The 16847-nt window shown below is 72.7% G+C and carries 13 protein-coding genes and 1 pseudogene; 7 read left to right on the forward strand and 7 right to left on the reverse strand.

Features of this window, described 5'->3' with window-relative positions; genetic code table 11:
• Positions 1-176: pseudogene (locus tag ACH4N1_RS21595) on the reverse strand (RNA polymerase sigma factor SigF); the annotation flags it as partial.
• A gap of 197 nt (positions 177-373) precedes the next feature.
• On the opposite strand from ACH4N1_RS21595, the gene ACH4N1_RS21600 reads away from it, so the two are divergent.
• Complete coding sequence (locus ACH4N1_RS21600; protein ID WP_398099197.1) at positions 374-913, forward strand: MOSC domain-containing protein; 540 nt, start codon at positions 374-376, stop codon at positions 911-913.
• Positions 914-1091: 178 nt separating this feature from the next.
• Positions 1092-2210: a PP2C family protein-serine/threonine phosphatase gene (locus tag ACH4N1_RS21605; RefSeq protein WP_398099199.1), complete on the forward strand. Its 1119-nt coding sequence runs from the start codon at positions 1092-1094 to the stop codon at positions 2208-2210.
• Between the two features lie 91 nt (positions 2211-2301).
• Here ACH4N1_RS21605 and ACH4N1_RS21610 read toward each other — a convergent pair whose 3' ends face one another.
• Positions 2302-2871 (reverse strand): TIGR03086 family metal-binding protein, encoded by a 570-nt coding sequence (locus tag ACH4N1_RS21610; protein WP_398099201.1) that lies wholly within the window; start codon positions 2869-2871, stop codon positions 2302-2304.
• Between the two features lie 277 nt (positions 2872-3148).
• Here ACH4N1_RS21610 and ACH4N1_RS21615 point away from each other — a divergent pair, with 277 nt between their 5' ends.
• Positions 3149-4537 carry a glycoside hydrolase family 43 protein gene (locus ACH4N1_RS21615; protein ID WP_398099203.1) on the forward strand — a complete coding sequence of 463 codons (1389 nt, stop codon included), beginning with the start codon at positions 3149-3151 and terminating at the stop codon, positions 4535-4537.
• A 116-nt stretch (positions 4538-4653) separates the two neighbouring features.
• On the opposite strand, the gene ACH4N1_RS21620 is transcribed toward ACH4N1_RS21615, so the two are convergent.
• Positions 4654-5409, reverse strand: a complete 756-nt coding sequence (locus ACH4N1_RS21620) for an esterase/lipase family protein (protein ID WP_398099205.1) — start codon at positions 5407-5409, stop codon at positions 4654-4656.
• A gap of 339 nt (positions 5410-5748) precedes the next feature.
• On the opposite strand from ACH4N1_RS21620, the gene ACH4N1_RS21625 reads away from it, so the two are divergent.
• Complete coding sequence (locus ACH4N1_RS21625) at positions 5749-6981, forward strand: aminotransferase class V-fold PLP-dependent enzyme (RefSeq protein WP_398099207.1); 1233 nt, start codon at positions 5749-5751, stop codon at positions 6979-6981.
• A gap of 80 nt (positions 6982-7061) precedes the next feature.
• On the opposite strand, the gene ACH4N1_RS21630 is transcribed toward ACH4N1_RS21625, so the two are convergent.
• The 3 genes from ACH4N1_RS21630 to ACH4N1_RS21640 form a co-directional block, all read right to left on the reverse strand.
• Entirely contained in the window at positions 7062-7520 is a 459-nt protein-coding gene (locus ACH4N1_RS21630; RefSeq protein ID WP_398099209.1) for a hypothetical protein, read from the reverse strand.
• A gap of 364 nt (positions 7521-7884) precedes the next feature.
• Positions 7885-10893: a family 16 glycoside hydrolase gene (locus ACH4N1_RS21635; protein WP_398099211.1), complete on the reverse strand. Its 3009-nt coding sequence runs from the start codon at positions 10891-10893 to the stop codon at positions 7885-7887.
• A gap of 267 nt (positions 10894-11160) precedes the next feature.
• Positions 11161-11964, reverse strand: a complete 804-nt coding sequence (locus tag ACH4N1_RS21640) for an MBL fold metallo-hydrolase (protein ID WP_398099213.1) — start codon at positions 11962-11964, stop codon at positions 11161-11163.
• A 48-nt stretch (positions 11965-12012) separates the two neighbouring features.
• Between ACH4N1_RS21640 and ACH4N1_RS21645 the strand changes: the two genes are divergently transcribed.
• The gene (locus tag ACH4N1_RS21645) at positions 12013-12414 is read left to right on the forward strand and encodes a MerR family transcriptional regulator (RefSeq protein WP_398099214.1); all 402 of its coding nucleotides are present in this window, start codon (positions 12013-12015) and stop codon (positions 12412-12414) included.
• Here the strand turns inward: ACH4N1_RS21645 and ACH4N1_RS21650 are convergent, their stop codons facing one another.
• Positions 12415-12753 carry a trypco2 family protein gene (locus ACH4N1_RS21650; protein ID WP_398099216.1) on the reverse strand — a complete coding sequence of 113 codons (339 nt, stop codon included), beginning with the start codon at positions 12751-12753 and terminating at the stop codon, positions 12415-12417.
• Positions 12754-12829: 76 nt separating this feature from the next.
• On the opposite strand from ACH4N1_RS21650, the gene ACH4N1_RS21655 reads away from it, so the two are divergent.
• Both ACH4N1_RS21655 and ACH4N1_RS21660 read left to right on the forward strand, forming a co-directional pair.
• The gene (locus ACH4N1_RS21655) at positions 12830-14554 is read left to right on the forward strand and encodes a trypsin-like serine peptidase (protein WP_398099218.1); all 1725 of its coding nucleotides are present in this window, start codon (positions 12830-12832) and stop codon (positions 14552-14554) included.
• Entirely contained in the window at positions 14551-16833 is a 2283-nt protein-coding gene (locus ACH4N1_RS21660) for a tetratricopeptide repeat protein (protein WP_398099220.1), read from the forward strand. Before ACH4N1_RS21655 ends, ACH4N1_RS21660 begins: the two co-directional genes overlap by 4 nt.
• Positions 16834-16847: the final 14 nt, after the last annotated feature.

Raw genomic sequence — 16847 nt, forward strand, 5'->3', positions numbered from 1 at the left:
GCGTACTGGTACTCGGGCGTGCCCTCCTCCAGCACCGCCAGCCGCCCGAAGAACACCTTCGACAACTCCCGCGCGTCCCGCGGCGCCACCTTGGAAGGATCGGCGATCTCCGGAACGTCCACCGTCCCAGCGGCCTGCACGGTCGTCGTCATCATGTGCCCCTCCCAATCGGTCAACCAAGACACCACCGGTCCGTCGTCGCCGGCCCGTCTTCCCCGCAAGCACCCGCCTACCCCCGACTCCCACGACCATTCCCCGAAATTTTCACGGGACGGTCCACGGAGCCTGCCGCGACGGACCGGGCCACTGCGCCCCGGGCGTCCGACGGTTAGGGTCGTAGCCGGTCACGGTCGTCGAGGAGGGGGCTCCGGGGATGTACGGAACGGTCACGGCGGTCAGCAGCAACGGCGAGTACGCGTTCACCAAGCCGAACCGGGACAGCGTCACCCTGCTCGCCGGGCTCGGCGTGGAGGGTGACGTGCACGCGGGCGTGACCGTCAAGCATCGGTCGCGGATCGCGCAGGACCCCACGCAGCCCAACCTGCGCCAGGTCCACCTCCTCCACGAGGAGCTCTTCGCCGAGGTGGGCGCGGCGGGTTTCACGGTGGCACCCGGTGACCTCGGCGAGAACATCACCACCCGTGGCATCGATCTGCTCGGCCTGCCGGTCGGCACGCTGCTGCGCATCGGCGAGGCCGTGCTGGAGGTGACGGGGCTGCGCAATCCCTGCCTGCAGATCGACACCTTCGAGGAAGGGCTGCTCAAGCAGGTCGTCGGCCGTGACGAAGCCGGGAGGGTCGTGCGCAAGGCAGGCATCATGAGCGTCGTGAGGGAGGGCGGCGTGGTGCGTCCGGGCGACGTGATCACGGTGGAGCTCCCCGCCGGGCCGCACCGGCCCCTGGAGCGGGTCTGACCGGAGGTCTGCGCGACGACGGGCCGTGAGGTGCCCCGGCCACCTCGCATCGGCCGCACGCGACGACCAGTCCTCGACCGCGGTCAGCGTGTGCGGCCGGGTGCGCGGGAACGGCGGACGAGCGGCGGGCGGGCGACGAACCGACACCTGCCCGTTTTGTACCGATATGATCGAATTCATGATCAGATCAGTACGGTCCAGACGCCGTCACCGTCCTCCCCGCGGCGCGCAACGCCAGGCCGTACTGCTGTCCCCGGTCCTCGTCACCGTCCTGATCACCGCCCTGGCGTTCTCCACCCCCCGGGAGATCGCCTTCAGCCGTCTCCTGCCCGCGGCACCCGCGCTCGCGGCCGCGGTGTGGCCGGTTCTCCCGACGGTCCTGCTGGGGACGGCGTGCCTGCTGATCATGATCGGCCTCAGCTTCGTCCACTCCGACCTGGGGACGCCGTACACGGTTGCCGCGATCGCCGCCGTCACCCTCGCCGCCGCCTACGCGAGTCATCTGCGACTCCAGCGGGAGGAGACGCTCTTCCAGGTCCGGCTCGTCGCCGACGCGGCGCAGAAAGTGCTGCTGCGCCCGCTGCCGCACCGCCTCCACGACATCGAGATCGAGTCGCTGTACCGGGCGGCCCAGGAGCAGGCCCGGATCGGGGGCGACTTCTACGAGGTCGCCGACACTCCGTACGGGGTCCGCCTGCTCATCGGCGACGTGCGCGGCAAGGGCCTGTCGGCGGTGGGGGCGGCCGCGGCGGTGATCAACTGCTTCCGGGAGAACGCGCACGACCAGCCCGACCTGAGGGGCCTGGTCCGCCGCCTGCAGATCACCATGTCCCGCTACAGCGCCGCGATCCCCGCCGATGACGAGCCGGAGCACTTCGCCACCGCCCTGATCGCCGAGATCCCGGACGGCGGCGGGCGCGTCAGGATCCTCAACTGCGGGCATCCACCGCCGGTGTTCGTGCGCAGCGGACGGATCGACGTCCTCGATCCCACCCGTCCCTCCACGCCCCTCAATCTCTCGGGGCTCCTCGGGGACCACTATCACGTCGACACCGTGGCCTTCTCCCCCGGCGATCAGATGCTGCTCTACACCGACGGCGTCACGGAAACCCGCGACCGCGCCGGCGAGTTCTTCCCGCTGCCGGACTGGGTGCGCCGGCACGACGCGGCCCCGCCCCGTGAGCTGCTGGACGAACTGCACGCGGACCTGCTCCGCTACGCCGGCGGCAGACTCGACGACGACGTGGCGGCCCTCGCCGTACGCTGTCGCCCGCACGCCGCGCCCCCCGCGCGCTGACACGCGGTCCGGGCACGGGGCGCGCCCACCGGGCGGGTGAACGACCCGGACGCGGGCGGGACGTGAGCCGCAGACCGACCGGATGCCGCTCTCACGGCCGCCAGGGCACCGGCCGGCCCAGGAACGCGGCGAGCCGGTCGACGGCCGGAGCCGTCTGCGCGACGGGCTGCGGCTCGGCGAAGCGACCCGTCCGCGACGGGGAGGGGAGCCGGTCCCGAGCGAACGCCAGGGACTCCTCCGCCAGGTCGTCGGGCAGCCGGGCCGGGATCCCGGTGGCCCGGGCGAGGTCCCATCCGTGAGCGAGCAGGTCGTACAGGCGGATCTGCAGGCGCTCCGCGCCCGTGGCGCTCCCCAGGGGACCGCGGAAATCGCGCTCGAGCACTCCGGTCCCGGCGAAGGCGGCCCGCAGGGCGGCACTGGAGGCCCGGTAGGCCGCCACGGGGTCGTCACCGAGAGGGTCCGCCGCCGGCTCGGGCATCGGGCCGCCCTCGATCATGGCGGCGAACACCAGGTCCATGCCGACGAGGTGGCGGACCACATCGCGCACGTTCCATTCGGTGCACGGCGTCGGCGCCTCCCACTGCTCGGGGCGGATCCCGGCGATCAGGTCGCCGACGGAGACGCACGCACGCGCAAGGCGGTCCACGGAAACGGTGGTCATCCGCGCAGACTACGGCGTCGACGGCCCGTCCACCCACGGGTTTCGCCCGTTTCCGCCCAGGGGCTTCGTGGCGCTCCTCGGAGGCTTCCGCGTGGGGCGCGAGCGCACGGGAAGCACCGATGACGACCGAGGTGATTGACGCGCGAGGAGTGACGCCCTACCTTCTGACCGGCTTCCCGAACTACGTTCGACATATCGGCCAGATCTTCCGCCCCGCTCCACCCCTCCGCCTCCCTTGACGTCGTCCTGAGGGCCCCGCACACCCCTTGGAGAACGCATGACCCCCCACCCCCACCCCTCCCGCCGTCATGTCCTCGGCATGGCCGCCGCGACGCCCCTCGCCGTGACCGGCGCGCTGGCCCTCGGAGCCGGCACCGCCCGCGCGGCCGACTCGGCGTACGTCATGTCCTACTTCACCGAGTCGACCACCCTGGGCGAGGGCACCGACTACGGCCTCCATCTCGCCGTCAGCACGGACGCCCTGAACTGGATGCCGCTCAACCAGAACAACCCGGTGGTCACGCCCACCGAGGGCGCGCTCGGGCTGCGCGACCCGTTCGTCCTGCGCAAGCAGGACGGCACCTTCGTGGTCCTCGCCACCGATCTGAAGGGCACGGACTGGAACTACGTCAGCCAGTACATCCACGTCTGGTACTCCACCGACCTGCGCACCTTCACCGGCTACCACCGGCTGAGGCTGCACGACATGAACACGCACTCCTGGGCGCCCGAGGCCTTCTGGGACGCGGGACGCGGCCAGTACGCGGTGATCTACTCCGCGGTCGACTCCAGCGGCCACAACGTCATCATGGTCAACCACACGACCGACTTCCTCACCGCCTCCGCCCCGCAGGTCTTCTTCGACCCCGGCTACGACGTCATCGACGGTGACATGGCCGTCGGCGTGAACGGGGTCAACCACCTCTACTTCAAGAAGAACCAGACGCTCGTCGGAGCGCGGTCCACCTCCCTCGCCCCGGGCAGCTTCACGGAGTTCACCACCGGCGTCGCTCACGGCGGCACCGAGGCCCCGACCCTCGTCAAGTCCCTGACGTCGAACACCTGGTTCCTGTACGGAGACACCTACACCCCCAACGGGGTCTTCTACGTCTGGCAGTCCACCGACCTCTCGTCGGGCACCTGGACGGCGCTCGACCAGCGGACCTACACGCAGCCGCTCAACTCAAAGCACTGCGGCATCACGGCGATCACGGCCGCCCAGTACGACAACCTCGTCGCCACGTGGGGCGCGCCCACCTGGAACCGCCTCAAGTCCTACAACCACCCGGCTCGTTACGTCCGCCACGCGAACTACGTGGGCCGCATCGACGAGTACCCCGTCGACCCACCCGCCGACTCCCAGTGGAGACTCGTCCCCGGCCTCGCCGACAGCGCGGGGGTCTCCTTCCAGTCGGTCAACCACCCGACCCGCTACCTGCGCCACTACGCCTACCAGCTCCGACTGGACGTCCCCGACGGCACGTCGGCGTTCGCGGCGGACGCCACCTTCTACCGCACGGCGGGCCTGGCGGACGCGAGTTGGGCGTCGTTCCGGTCGTACAACCACCCGACCCGCTACATCCGCCACGCGAACTACGTGCTGCGCATCGACCCGCCCGCCACGGCCACGGACCGGCAGGACGCGACCTTCCGGGTCGGTCACTGACCCGCAAGGACACCCGCGAACGCCTCGTCCCCGGCGGGTGCCGGGGACGAGGCGCGTCGAGCGCGGTCCGCTTCACGGGCGGCCGTCGACGGCCGGGGTCCCGATCGCGCGACGCGTCAGGACGCGACGAAGCGGGCGATCTGACCGAGCACGACCGTGTCCGCGAGGAACCCGATGTGGGTCTGGCAGAGCACGTTGTTGTTGGTCGCACCGTCCAGCCGGGTGCTGGTGTACGGCAGGATGATGCCGTCGCACGCCGAGTACCAGGTGGCGTACCTGGTGGTGCCCGGCGTCTCGTCGCCCGAGCTGATCTGGGAGATGAACGAGGAGCCCGGGTACATCTGCTGGCACGTCGTGTAGATCAGGCAGGCACCGGCGTACGTGGTCCCGTGGTTGGCGCCGGCGATCGAGGCGAGGTGGCTGACGCTGGTGTTGCCGCCCAGCACCTTCAGGTAGTACTGGCTGACCAGGCCGCCCATCGAGTGGTTGACGATCGCGACCTTGCTCGCTCCGGTCCGCGCCTTCACGTTGTCGACGAAGGTGGCGAGGCCCTGGGCGTTGGTGATGTTGTTGCCGTAGGAGTTGTACTCGTAGGCGAACAGGTCGGAGCTGTCCCAGCCGTTGAGCCGGAAGACGCTCATGGCCGTGACCCAGTTGGACGCGTCGCCGGTGTATCCGTGCACGAAGACGACGGGCGTGCTGGTCGACAGCACTCCGGCGGCCGTGTCCGGCGACTGCGCCGCGGCGGCGGTGCGGGCCGTCGTGGTCGCGGAGTCGGCGGCGCCGGCCGTCGACGCCGAGGAGAACAGGGTGAGTGCGGCCGTGGCGGCGGCGAGAACGCCGAGAAGCCGACGTGGGGAACGACGACGCATGAGGGTCTCCTGACAGGGGTGCGGGGTTGCGGGTGCCTGACCCGACCAGAGTCATGGGGCGGGACGCGGGCGCCATCGGCTGAATCACCAGTGGCCCGGTGAGCGCCCGCGAGGTCGCCGACCGGCCTCGGGGCTCAGGGCTCAGGGCTCAGGGCTCAGGGCTCAGGGCTCAGCAATGACAACGGCAACATCGCCGACACGGAGATCCCGCCGGCCGTCGCCCTCCTGCGCGAAACCCTGCGATCACCTTCTCCCCCACCGCCGGACGACAGCGAGGCGTGGGTATCGTGACGCGCGTCCCGGCCGTACGGCCGTCCGGCCGCCGACGTCAGGATTCACATGACCGAGACCCGCGCACCCGCCCCGCCCCGTCCCCTGCTGCTGGCCGACGGCCGGGACGCCGCATCGGCCTGGACCCTCGACCCCGGGATGCGGCACCTCAACCACGGCTCGTTCGGGGCGGTCCCCCGCGTGGCGCAGGAGCGGCAGAGCGCGCTGCGGGACGAGATGGAGCGGGCCCCGGTCGTCTGGTTCCCGCGGCTGCCCGGCCGGATCGCCGCCGCCCGGACCGCGCTCGCCGACCACCTGCGGGTATCGGCGCGGGACCTGGCGGTCGTACCCAACGCGAGCGCCGGCGCGAGCGTCGTGTACGCCGCCCTCGCCGCGCGTCCGGGCGGCGACATCGTGGTCACCGACCACGGCTACGGCGCCGTCACCATGGGCGCCGCGCGGCTCGCCCGGCGCTGGGGCGGACGCGTGCGCACCGCCCGCGTACCGCTCGACGCCGACGCCGGGCAGGCGTGCGCGGCGGTGCTGTCCGAGGTGGACGAACGGGTCGCGCTCATCGTCCTGGACCAGATCACCTCCGCCACGGCACGGCTGTTGCCGGCCGGCCGTGTCGGCGAGGAGGCGGCCCGGCGCGGCATCCCGCTGCTCGTGGACGGCGCGCACGCCCCCGGCCTGCTCGCCGCGCCCCTGGAGGACCTGGTCTGCGACGCCTGGGTCGGCAACCTCCACAAGTGGGGGTGCGCGCCGCGGGGCACCGCCGCTCTCGTGGCCCGCGGTCCGCTGCGCGAGGAACTGCGTCCGCTGATCGACTCCTGGAGCGCCGCCGAACCCTTCCCGGACCGTTTCGACCAGCAGGGCACGCTCGACGCGACCGGCTGCCTCGCGGCTCCGGCGGCACTGGACTTCATCGAGGGCACCTGGGGCTGGGACGCCGCCCGCGGGTACATGGACGAACTGGCGGAGTACGGCGCCCGGGTGGTGGCGGACGCGTTCGAGGCGTCGGGCGGCCCGGCGGGGCCGGTCGACGTCGGGATGCCCGTCCCGGGGATGCGTCTGGTACGGCTGCCGGAGGGGTTGGGAACCAGCCGGGTCGAGGCCGACGCCCTGCGCGACCGGGCGACCGCGGAGCTGGGCGTCGAGGCCGCCTTCACCAGCTTCGGGGGAACCGGTTACCTGCGCCTGTCCGCCCATGTCTACAACACGCCGGGCGACTACGAGTACTTCGCCGACGCCTGTGTGCCCGTCGTCGAGAAGTGGGCGCAGGAGGCCCGCGGCCGACGCTGACTCCCGCCGTCGGACGGACGGCGAGGCGGCGGGGGCGGGAGGCCGGTGGGCGCCGGATGCGGCGGGGGCGGGCCGGGCGGTCAGGGGCGGCCGCGACGCCCTCGCGGGGTCTCACCGGTCCGCTCCGGCGTGTCGTCCTCGCCCGGCTCTCGCAGTCCGTCGGCGTCGACCGCGCTCCGCGGGGTTTCCCGCAACGCCGCGTCGCGGGCGGTCGGGGATGCGGCTCCGGCGGCGAGTTCCGCCTGGACGACGTCGTCGAGGTCCGGGCCGTAGACGGCGTTCGGAGCGGCGGCGGCGAGCAGCCGTTCGAGGCGTTCCCACTCCGCCAGCTCCGCCCGGCCGCGCCCGTCGTCGGTCACCGGCTCGTGCCGGGCCTCCTGGCGTGCGAGGAACCGGGCGTCCTCGAGGGCCTGCGCGACGTCCGCCGCGGTCATCCCCTCCGCACGCCGGCGTACCGAGCGCCGCCCGATGCGGGCCCGGTCGGTCATCTCGCGGAACGCGGCCGCGCGAGCGGCGAGGGGACGGCGGGGAGCGGTCATCGGGGCCTCGTATTCGTGGAGCGGGAGGAAGGCGGCCACCGCCGGGCCGCGGTACGACGGCCCGCCTTGCGGCAGGCCTGCATTCTCGCGTGGCCGGAGCCGGGAATCCACCGACCGGACGAGGCGGCCGAAGTCCCCTGCGGTGACGGCGCGGCCCGAGCGTCGGCTTCCGCGGCCGGAGCAGATCACGATGCCCCGCGCGCGGCCGGCACCGGGCGGCCCGGACGGCGTCGCACCGACCGGCGCACCCGGTGCGACCGCGTGTTCTCCCTCCCCCCGGTCCCGCGGTCGGCGGCGGTTCCCGCCGCCGACTACGGTGCGCCGGGGGCCGGCGTCGGACCGGGCCAAGTCGAACCAGGCCAGGTCAGGTCAGGGGCTGGATGTGGATGTTGCGGAACCGGACCTTGTTTCCGTGGTCCTGCAAGCGGATCGCCCCTGCCGCGGCGGTCTCCGGCCGGCCCGAGGCGGTGGGGCCGTCGAGGGTGATGTCGTCGTGGACCTTCGTGCCGTTCCACACCACCGTCACCCGGGCGTCGGCGGTCTTGCGGCCTTCGGCGTCGTGGCGGGCGGCGCGGAAGACGATGTCGTACGTCTGCCAGGTCTCCGGCGCGGTCGCCGCGTTGACGTCGGGTGGTTTCCTCAGGTAGATCGCCCCGGCCTCGTCGGTGTCCGGGGAGGTGTCACCGAAGGAGTCGAGGATCTGCAGTTCGTACCGGTCCTGGAGGAAGACGCCGCTGTTGCCGCGGTCCTGCCCGGTCACGTCCGGGGGCAGGAGCGGGACGCGGAACTCGAGGTGCAGGGCGAAGTCCTGGTAGGCGTCCTTGGTCCGGAGGTCGCCGCAGCACACCTCCATCGACGCCTCCCCGGCGAGCGGCCAGGCGGTCGGCCGCCCGTCCGTGTGCTGCCATCGGTCCTGCGAGGCGGCGGTGCCGTCGAAGAGGGTGACGGTGGCGCCCTGGGGGTGCACGGTGATGAGGTCGAGGTTGACGTGTCCGGTGTCGCCGGGGTCGTACCGGTAGGAGACGGTGTTGGGTCCGGCTCTCAGGGTCAGGCGTTCGGTCCGGGTGGACCAGGTGTCCCAGTCCCCGGTGGGGGCGAGCGGCGTCTGCCGCACCTTCTCCCCGTTGGCGTACAGCGAGAGGGACTTGGTGCCCTGGAAGGGGTTCGGGCCGTTGGAGTAGCGCAGGTTCACGTCGTAGGTGCCGGCCTTCGGGACCGTGACGTCGAACGTCGTGGCCGCCTTGCCCTCGGTGGCGTAGCGGTCGACGAAGCCGCTGCCGGAGTAGCCGGCGTGGTCGGTGTTGATCCCCGCCCGGCCGGTGAGCCGGGCCTCCTCGGCCTCGTAGAGGGTGGCGGGCGGCGGCTGCGCGCCGGGCATCGCGTTGAGCGTGTACCAGGCCTCGGTGCTCCACAGCGTCTCGCCGGAGGCGGAGGCGAAGGGACGCGGGGAGCGCACGTGCACCACGTGACCGGGCTTCAGACCGTCCAGCAGCAGCCGGACGGTGCGGCCGTCGCGTGAGAGCGTCGCCGAGCGTACGGCGAGCCGCCGTTCGGCGATCTTCGGTCCGCCGTAGTCGGCCGTCGGCGTGTAGCGCCACTGTTCGGCCCGGTAGTGGCCGGCGAGGTTCTCGGCGGTCTCGGCGGACAGCGGCTGGGTGTACGTCAGGTCGAATCCGCCCGGTACGGCCCGCATGGTCCGGATGTCGAAGGTGTTGCCGCCGTTGGGGGTCAGTTTCTGCAGGCCGAACCTGAGCTTGCCCTCCTGGCCCCAGTTGCCGTCGGCGCCCAGGCCGCCGGCGTAGACCGCTCCGTCGGGGCCCGTGGTGATGCGGTTGACCCCGGCCTCCAGGCCCTGCGTGTAGCGGAAGACGGCTCCCTGGTAGGCGCCCTTGACCTTCTCCAGGTAGGCCCGCTGCAGGCCTCCGTAGGTGACGTCGCCGATGAGCATCTGCCCGGCGAACGGTCCCTTCGTCAGGTACAGCGGAGTGGAAGGGGAGTTGGCGATCTCGTTCTGCGGCAGCCACAGCACCGGCTGGGTGACGGGGGCGTCCTCGAAGGGGCCGGAGGGCTCGGTGTAGTGGTTGAAGAAGCGGTCCTGCCTGATCTGGACCAGCTTCGACGAGGGCAGCCATCCGCCCTGGTTGTCGGTGGCGAACAGACCGCCGTCCGGGCCCCATCCGATCCCGTTGGGGGTGCGCAGACCGCCCGCGACGGGGCTGATCCGGCCCGTCCTCGCGTTCACCTCGTACGTGGTTCCGCGGCCGGGCGCCGGCTGCGGTGTGGTGGTCGCGCCGCCGAGGTCGATGGCGACGGAGAGGTTCACGTAGAAGTGGCCGTCGCGGTACAGCAGGCCGAACGCGAACTCGTGGAAGTTGCCCCCGTACGGCCAGGTGGCGACCGTACGGTACTCGTCGGTCACCTCGTCGCCGTCGCGGTCGACCAGCCGGGTCAGTTCGTGCTTCTGCGAGACGTACAGCGCGCCCTCGGCGTACTTGATGCCCATGGGTTCGCGCAGTCCGCTCGCCACCTTCTTCACGGTGACCTTGTCGCGGCTGGTCGCGCCGGTGACGTGGTCGAGCAGGTACACCTCTCCGGCGGTGTTGCCGCTGCCGCCCCACGTGCTGATGGCGAGACGCCCGTCGGGCAGCCAGTCCATGCCGCTGACCTGCGGCTGGAAACCCTCGGGGCGCAGGTCGGTGAGCGTGAGGTCCGGCCGTACGGAGGTGAGCGGCAGGCCGTCGCCCGGGGAGTCGCCGCTCGCCTCGCACTCCTTGCGTCCCGGTGCCGTCACGCGGACGACACCGGCGTCGGTGCTCAGCGCCTCGGGCGGGACGACGGTGAAGTCGTCGGCGCCCGGCGGTTTCCAGGCGAGCCGCAGCTCCTGCCCGCCGTCCCGCTCGAAGTGGTCGATCCGCAGGGGGTGCGGCCCCGCGGTGAGGTGGACGGTGCCGTCCTCGGGTTCGGCGCCGTGGAGTCCGTCGTGGTCGATCACGGTGGCGTCGTCGAGGGCCAGCCGTGAGCCGTCGTCGCTGGTGAGGCGGAACGTGTACGACCCCTCGCGCGGGGCGACCAGGTAGCCGGTGGCCTCCGTGACGAAGTGGTCGTCGAACCCGCCGAAGTCGGCGGTCGTGGACCAGTCGATCGTCGGCATGAGCTTGTCGTGGTTGGGGGTCTGCCCCGGTTTGAGGGTGCAGATCTTGTCCAGCGGGGTCTGCACGTCGTACACGCGGAGCGTGACTCCGGGCTCCTGTTGCGGGATGTCGGCGGGTGCGGCGGCGGCGGTCGGGGCGCCCAGGGCGCCGCCGGCGAGGACGGTCGACGTCAGCAGCGGAACGAGGAGTCTTCGGGCCCGGGGGAACAGGCGTTGGCGCATTGGTCCTCCTGAACTGGGGACCGGACCGTGCCGGATGTCGCTCCGGTCTACCGCGGTAGGGGCTGCGGGTTCCGCCGCAAAGCTAAGGGACTTCTGCTTGTCATGTCCATACTTTGTCATCGATGCGGTCAAAGTCCTCCGCTCCGGCGGCACCGCGCCCGGCGTCCGCCCGCAGGGCGGCCGGACGAGTGCGGCTCCGCGGGTGCGGAGCCGCACAACTCGCCCTGCGAGGAGGCTGATTGATTGGCCATCAGATCAGCTTCGGCGTCACCCGCTCTGGTAGCGGGCCAGCTCCCAGGGGTCGTGGGCGGAGAAGACCTCGACCCGGTCTCCGTGGTCACGGACCAGTTCGCGCAGTCGGGCCTGGGTCCCGAGTCGCAGGTCCCGGTGCACCTGCGAGCCCGTCTGGACGAGGTCCAGCAGCGGGTGGGATTCCTTCAGGTCCTCCATCTCTCGGTGGTAGTAGTAGGCGTCGCCGCAGTGCAGGAGCCATCGGTCGCCGTCGAGGACGGCTACTCCCGTGTGTCCGGCGGTGTGACCGCCGAGGGGCACGAGCCGGATCTGCGGCGGCAGCCCCCTCGGCCGCAGTGCGGTGAAGCCGAACCACTGCTCGCCGGGCTCGTCGTCGTAGGTGACCCAGCGCGGCCCGTGGGCCCAGTGGGCGGGCCGGTAGCGGAAGCTGGGCGCCTCGGCGCGCGCCGCGGCGAGTTCACCGGCGAGCACGTGGACCTGGGCGTGGGGGAAGTCGGGAAGGCCGCCGCTGTGGTCCACGTCCAGGTGGGTCACGACGATGTGGCGCACGTCGGACGGTGCGTGGCCCAGCCGGGCGACCTGCCGGACGGCCGTCTCCTCCGCGTCGAGGAGGGGCCGGGCCATCTCGACCCAGTCGGCCCCGAGGGTGCCGTCCGGGTCACGGACGTCATCGAGTCCCAGTCCCGTCTCCACCAGGACCAGGCCGTCGGCGTCGGTCTCCAGCAGCAGGCAGTGGTTCACGGCGGGGGCGGGCGGGGGGCCGTCGTAGGTGGCCTCGACGGTGCGCACGGAACCGCAGTTGAGGTGATGGATCTTCATGAGGACTAGGCTGCGACTTGAACCGCGATTCAAGTCAAGGAGGAGCCGGTGACCGATTCGCTGCTGGACATCGCCGAGGTCGCGGGGCGGACCGGGCTGGCGCCCTCGGCGTTGCGGTTCTACGAGAAGAAGGGCCTGATCGCCGCCGCGGGACGCAACGGCCTGCGCCGCACCTACCATCCGGACGTGCTGGAGCACCTGGCGCTGATCATGTGTGCGCGCGGCGCCGGCTTCTCGGTGGCCGAGATCGGCCGGTTCCTCGTGGCCCGGCCGTCCGACGCGGATCTGCGCACGGGCATGGCGGCCAGGGCCAGCGACCTCGACGAGCAGATCGGCCGGCTCACGCGACTGCGTGACAGCCTGCGGCACGCGGCCGTCTGCGACCACGAACCGATCGTCGACTGCCCCGAATTCAAGCGGGCCGTCGGCGACGTGCCCCCGCCGAGGTAGTCAGCGGGCGCTTCCGTCGTTCCGCTCCGGGGCGGCCCGGCCCCCGTCGCGGCTGACCGAGACCCGTCCTCCCGTGCTGGTCTCGGGCTTCAGCTCGACCTGCACCTGATGGGTCGTCTGACGGTCCACCGAGCCCCCGAGTTCGGCCGTCACCACACCGATGCGCACTCCGCCGCGACCCGTTCCGGACTGGTGGACCTGCACGGTGAACGTCAGGCTCACCTTCTCCACGGTGAACCCCAGGGCCCGCCCCTGTGCCTCGTCGCGGGCCCGCTCCAGTTCGCCCCGGATCTGGCGGATCACCTCGGTCAGCCCCACGAATCCCGGCCCGTCCGTCAACTCGCCACCCCCATAAGCTCGTTGATCTCACGTCGCCCCAGTATGCGACAGGACCAAGCGCTCGTATAGTCGTGGTATGACGGCCGACGGGGGTGTCGATGATGGTTCGTCACTCGAAACGCCTTGCTGGGCGGTGCGCATCCGGCGGGCGGACGGGAGGATCGCGGGCGCCGGCATCCTGCTGAGCCCGGACCGGGTCCTCACCTGTGCGCACGTGGTCGAGGACAGGAGTGCGCGGTACACCGCGGAGTTCGTCGGAGCGGCGCCCGGCCGCGCCGTGCCCTCGGTGACGGCGTGGGTCGACGGGGACGCGTACGTGCCGAACACCCGGGACGCCGACGGGGATCCCAGCGGTGACGTGGCACTGCTGCGGCTCGAGCGTCCGCGGCCCGCCGGCGAGACGACACCGCTGTACCGGCTCTCCGCGCCCGACCGCGCGGTGCAGATGTACGGCTTCCCCCACGACCACAACGGCGGCATCTGGTTCCGGGCCAGCATCGTCGGTGGTTGCGGCCGCGACGGGCAGGTCCAGCTGAGTCCGACGAGCCCCGGCGAGTTCGCCAGTCCGGGATGCAGCGGCTCGGGCGTGATGGACACCCTGACCGGAAAGGTCATCGGGATGCTCCTCAGCGGGATCGGCGACCGGCACGGGAACCTGTTCTCCTTCATGAGCCCGGCCGAGACCATCGTCCGGCACCTGCCCCAGACCGACCGGTGGACCCGGGGAAGGACGGCCGTCGACGACCGGCTCAGGTCCACGCGCGAGGACGCGGCGGAGGCCCTGCTCGACGAGCCGTTCGCCCAGCGCCTCGCCGACTGGCTCCAGAACGACGGACAGCAGGTGAAGATCAGCCTCGTGCCGGCCGACGACGCGGTGCGGTCCGCCACCCTGCGCCGCGCCATCACCCTGGCCGACCGGGAGTTGCGCACCGCCGCCTCCGTGAACCGGGCCTCCCTCGACCCGCCCGGCACCGTCCCCTCGGCCGGCGGTCACGACCTGGCGGTGGACGCGGCGGGGCTCACCTCGGACCGGATCGGGGAGCGGATCGCCGAGCGCATGGGGCTCTGGCAGCATCCGGCCGATCCGGTGGCCGAGCGCATCAGGGCCGCGGACGTCACCCTCACCCTGGTCGTCGTCGGAGTCGACGAGGCAGCCGACCCGCCGGCCCTCCTGGACCTCCTGGAGACCCTGCGGGCCAAGGGCAGCCGTCTGCTGCTGGTCTTCCGCACCGCCGACGCGACCTACCACCGGGCCCGGCACGAACTGGTCGTCGAGCCGCGACGGGAACGCCTCGCGCGTCTCGTCGAGCGGCTGGAACAGATCACCGGCCCCCTGGCGCGGACCCTGCGCCGGCGCACGGCGGCCGTACGGGGCGAGGGCGTCCGGCCCGCCGACGCGGACCTGGTGAGAGCCCACGCCGCACTGGCGGCGCTCAGGCGCGCGCGGGACGGCGACGCCGGGCCGCACCAGGACCTGGCCCGCTACGAGCGGCTCGCCGACCGGGTGGCCGCACGGATGACCACGGCCATCGGCACCCTCGACCGGCTCCGCGAGCGACGGGCGGAACTGGACGGCAGGCTGCGCGGCTACCACGTCCTGCACCTGGACTCCGTACGGGGCGAGGAGGAGGACCTGGCCCTGGACGCCCTCCGGCTCCGCGCGCACGAGCTGCTGCAGGCCAGGCCGTGCGACGTGCGGGCCGCCGAGGCCGCCGTGGAGGCCTACACCCGCCACGTCGACCGCGGGGCGTCCGGCGGACCGGAGCGGCGACAGGGACAGGGAGGTGCCTCCGCGTCATGACGTCCCCACCGGCGCCGTGCCCGAGACCCGACTGCGCGGGCGGCGTCATCATGGTGACCGGCTTCTGCGACACCTGCCACCGCCGGTCGCCCGGCCGGGCCCGGGTGGCCCCGGCGCGGCCCGCCGCCCCCGAGGCGCCCGCGCGCCGGCCGGCCGGTCCGGCCGCCGACGCGCTCGACAACGACGGCCTGCTGATCCTGCCGTACGTCCCCTCCCCGGACCCGTCCGAGGCCGCGCCCACCACCGCCAGCCCGCCCACCGGGGGCCGGCGCTGCGGCGTCGACAACTGCGCCGGCACCATCGGCGTCACCTACGCCGGCGGCCCCGCCCTCACCCGCGGCTACTGCCCCCAGTGCGGACGGGAGTACTCCTTCGAACCGAGGCTGAAGCCCGGCGACCGGGTCGGCGGCCACTACCGGGTGCTCGGCTATCTCGACGTGGGCGGCATCGGCTGGGTCTACCTGGCGGAGGACACCAGGGTGCCGGACCTGCACGTCGTCCTCAAGGGGCTGATCAACACCGGGGACGCCGTCGCCCGGCGGTCGGCCGTCGAGGAGCGCCGCTCGCTCACCACGCTCCACCACCGGGACATCGTGCGCATCGTGACGTACGTGCAGCACCAGGAGCCCGGCGAGACGGAGCCCACCGGTTACCTCGTGATGGAGTACGTGGGCGGCCGCTCGCTCGACTGGATCCGGCGCGCCCCCGAGGAGGAACTGGCGCACCTGTTCGGCGGCTCCTTCGGCATCGGCCACGTCATCACCTACGGCTGCAAGATCCTCGGCGCCCTGGAGTACCTGCACGCCCAAGGGCTGCTGTACTGCGACATGAAGCCCGACAACGTCATCCACTACGGGCGCGACATCAAGGTCATCGACCTCGGCGCGATCCGGCGGACCGACGACCGCACCTCCAGCCTCGTCTACACGTCGGGGTACGCGCCGGCGAAGCCGGAGCGCGACGAGCGCGGCTTCCACATCGACACCGACCTGTACACCGTCGGCAAGACGCTGGAGACCCTCGCCGCCCGCGCCGAGCCGGCCGCCGGGCTGGCCGCCCGTTCGTTCGACGCGCTGATCAGACGCGCCACCCACGCCGAGTGGGCGGCCCGGTTCGGCTCCGCCGCCGAGATGTCCCGCCAGTTGTGGGAGGTGCTGCGCGAGCACCAGGCGCTCAGCGGGCACGAGCCGTACCCGGAGCGCTCCACCCGGTTCGAGCCGACGGCGGCGGTCTTCGGCGCGGCGCTCGGCACGGTCCCCGCACTGGACCACTGGACCGGGCGCTCCGGCCCCGGGGTGCCGCAACTGCCGTTCGGCGCGCCGGATCCCGCGGACACCGCGCGGGCCCTGCCCGTGCCGATCCCCGATCCGCACGACGCGGCCGCGGTGCTGCTCGGCGGTCTGGTGTCCGGCAGCCCGGAGCGCATCGCGGAACGGGCCGAACGGGACCCGGCGCTCGACACGGTGGAGACCTCGCTGTGGCTGTGCCGCGCCTATCTCGACGCCGGGGACACGGGCCGGGCGGGGCAGTGGCTCGACAGGGCCGACCGGCAGAGCGGCGCCTACGACTGGCGGATCTACTGGCACCGGGGCCTGCGCTGGCTGACGGGTGGTCAGGTCCAGCGGGCGGAGGGCGAGTTCGCCGCCGTCTACGCCTCGCTGCCCGGCGAGTCGGCGCCGAAACTGGCCCTCGGTTTCTGCGCGGAGCACCTCTCGGCCGCGGAAGGGCAGACCGAGGCCTACTACGAGGCCGTGTGGCGCCGGGACCGTACGCAGGGCAGCGCGGCGTTCGGGCTCGCCCGGCTCCATCTGCGCCGCGGGGACCGGGCCCGGGCCGTCGCGGTCCTCGACGAGGTGCCGACCACCTCACGGCACTACGACGCCGCGCGCGTCGCCGCGATCCGGGTGCTCACCGGCCGGCTGGACTCCTCCGGGCCCACGGTGGAGCAGTTGGGCGACGCGGACCGGCGGCTGGCCCGGCTCGAGGAGCACCTGTCCGGCAGCGGGACATGGGACCGGCTGCTCGCCGAGATCCGCGGCAGCGCCTTCGCCTGCCGGCCGCCCGACGGCTGGGGGCCACGCTTCCCGGCCGGTGACCGGTTCGGTCCGGTGGACACGCCGCGGGCGCTGAGCGCGCTGTTCTCCCGTTCGCTGAGGAGACTCGCGGACCAGGCGGGTGACGCCGCCGAGCGCGGCGACCTGCTCGACCGGGCGTACGCGGTCCTGCCGCCGGCCGTCGGCCTGCGGGAAGTGCTGCGCGGATGGCGGCGGACGCCGTGAAGGGACAAGACCCG

Origin of the sequence: Streptomyces sp. NPDC017202, assembly GCF_044331705.1 — a bacterium.
Lineage (GTDB): Bacteria > Actinomycetota > Actinomycetes > Streptomycetales > Streptomycetaceae > Streptomyces.

Bases quoted from the DNA above. Each gene is read 5' to 3' on its own strand.
- ACH4N1_RS21605 (WP_398099199.1), top strand. From the start codon at position 1,092: ATGATCAGATCAGTACGGTCCAGACGCCGTCACCGTCCTCCCCGCGGC.
- ACH4N1_RS21640 (WP_398099213.1), bottom strand. From the start codon at position 11,964: ATGAAGATCCATCACCTCAACTGCGGTTCCGTGCGCACCGTCGAGGCC.
- ACH4N1_RS21635 (WP_398099211.1), bottom strand. From the start codon at position 10,893: ATGCGCCAACGCCTGTTCCCCCGGGCCCGAAGACTCCTCGTTCCGCTG.
- ACH4N1_RS21630 (WP_398099209.1), bottom strand. From the start codon at position 7,520: ATGACCGCTCCCCGCCGTCCCCTCGCCGCTCGCGCGGCCGCGTTCCGC.
- ACH4N1_RS21655 (WP_398099218.1), top strand. From the start codon at position 12,830: ATGACGGCCGACGGGGGTGTCGATGATGGTTCGTCACTCGAAACGCCT.
- ACH4N1_RS21620 (WP_398099205.1), bottom strand. From the start codon at position 5,409: ATGCGTCGTCGTTCCCCACGTCGGCTTCTCGGCGTTCTCGCCGCCGCC.
- ACH4N1_RS21600 (WP_398099197.1), top strand. From the start codon at position 374: ATGTACGGAACGGTCACGGCGGTCAGCAGCAACGGCGAGTACGCGTTC.
- ACH4N1_RS21625 (WP_398099207.1), top strand. From the start codon at position 5,749: ATGACCGAGACCCGCGCACCCGCCCCGCCCCGTCCCCTGCTGCTGGCC.
- ACH4N1_RS21610 (WP_398099201.1), bottom strand. From the start codon at position 2,871: ATGACCACCGTTTCCGTGGACCGCCTTGCGCGTGCGTGCGTCTCCGTC.
- ACH4N1_RS21660 (WP_398099220.1), top strand. From the start codon at position 14,551: ATGACGTCCCCACCGGCGCCGTGCCCGAGACCCGACTGCGCGGGCGGC.
- ACH4N1_RS21615 (WP_398099203.1), top strand. From the start codon at position 3,149: ATGACCCCCCACCCCCACCCCTCCCGCCGTCATGTCCTCGGCATGGCC.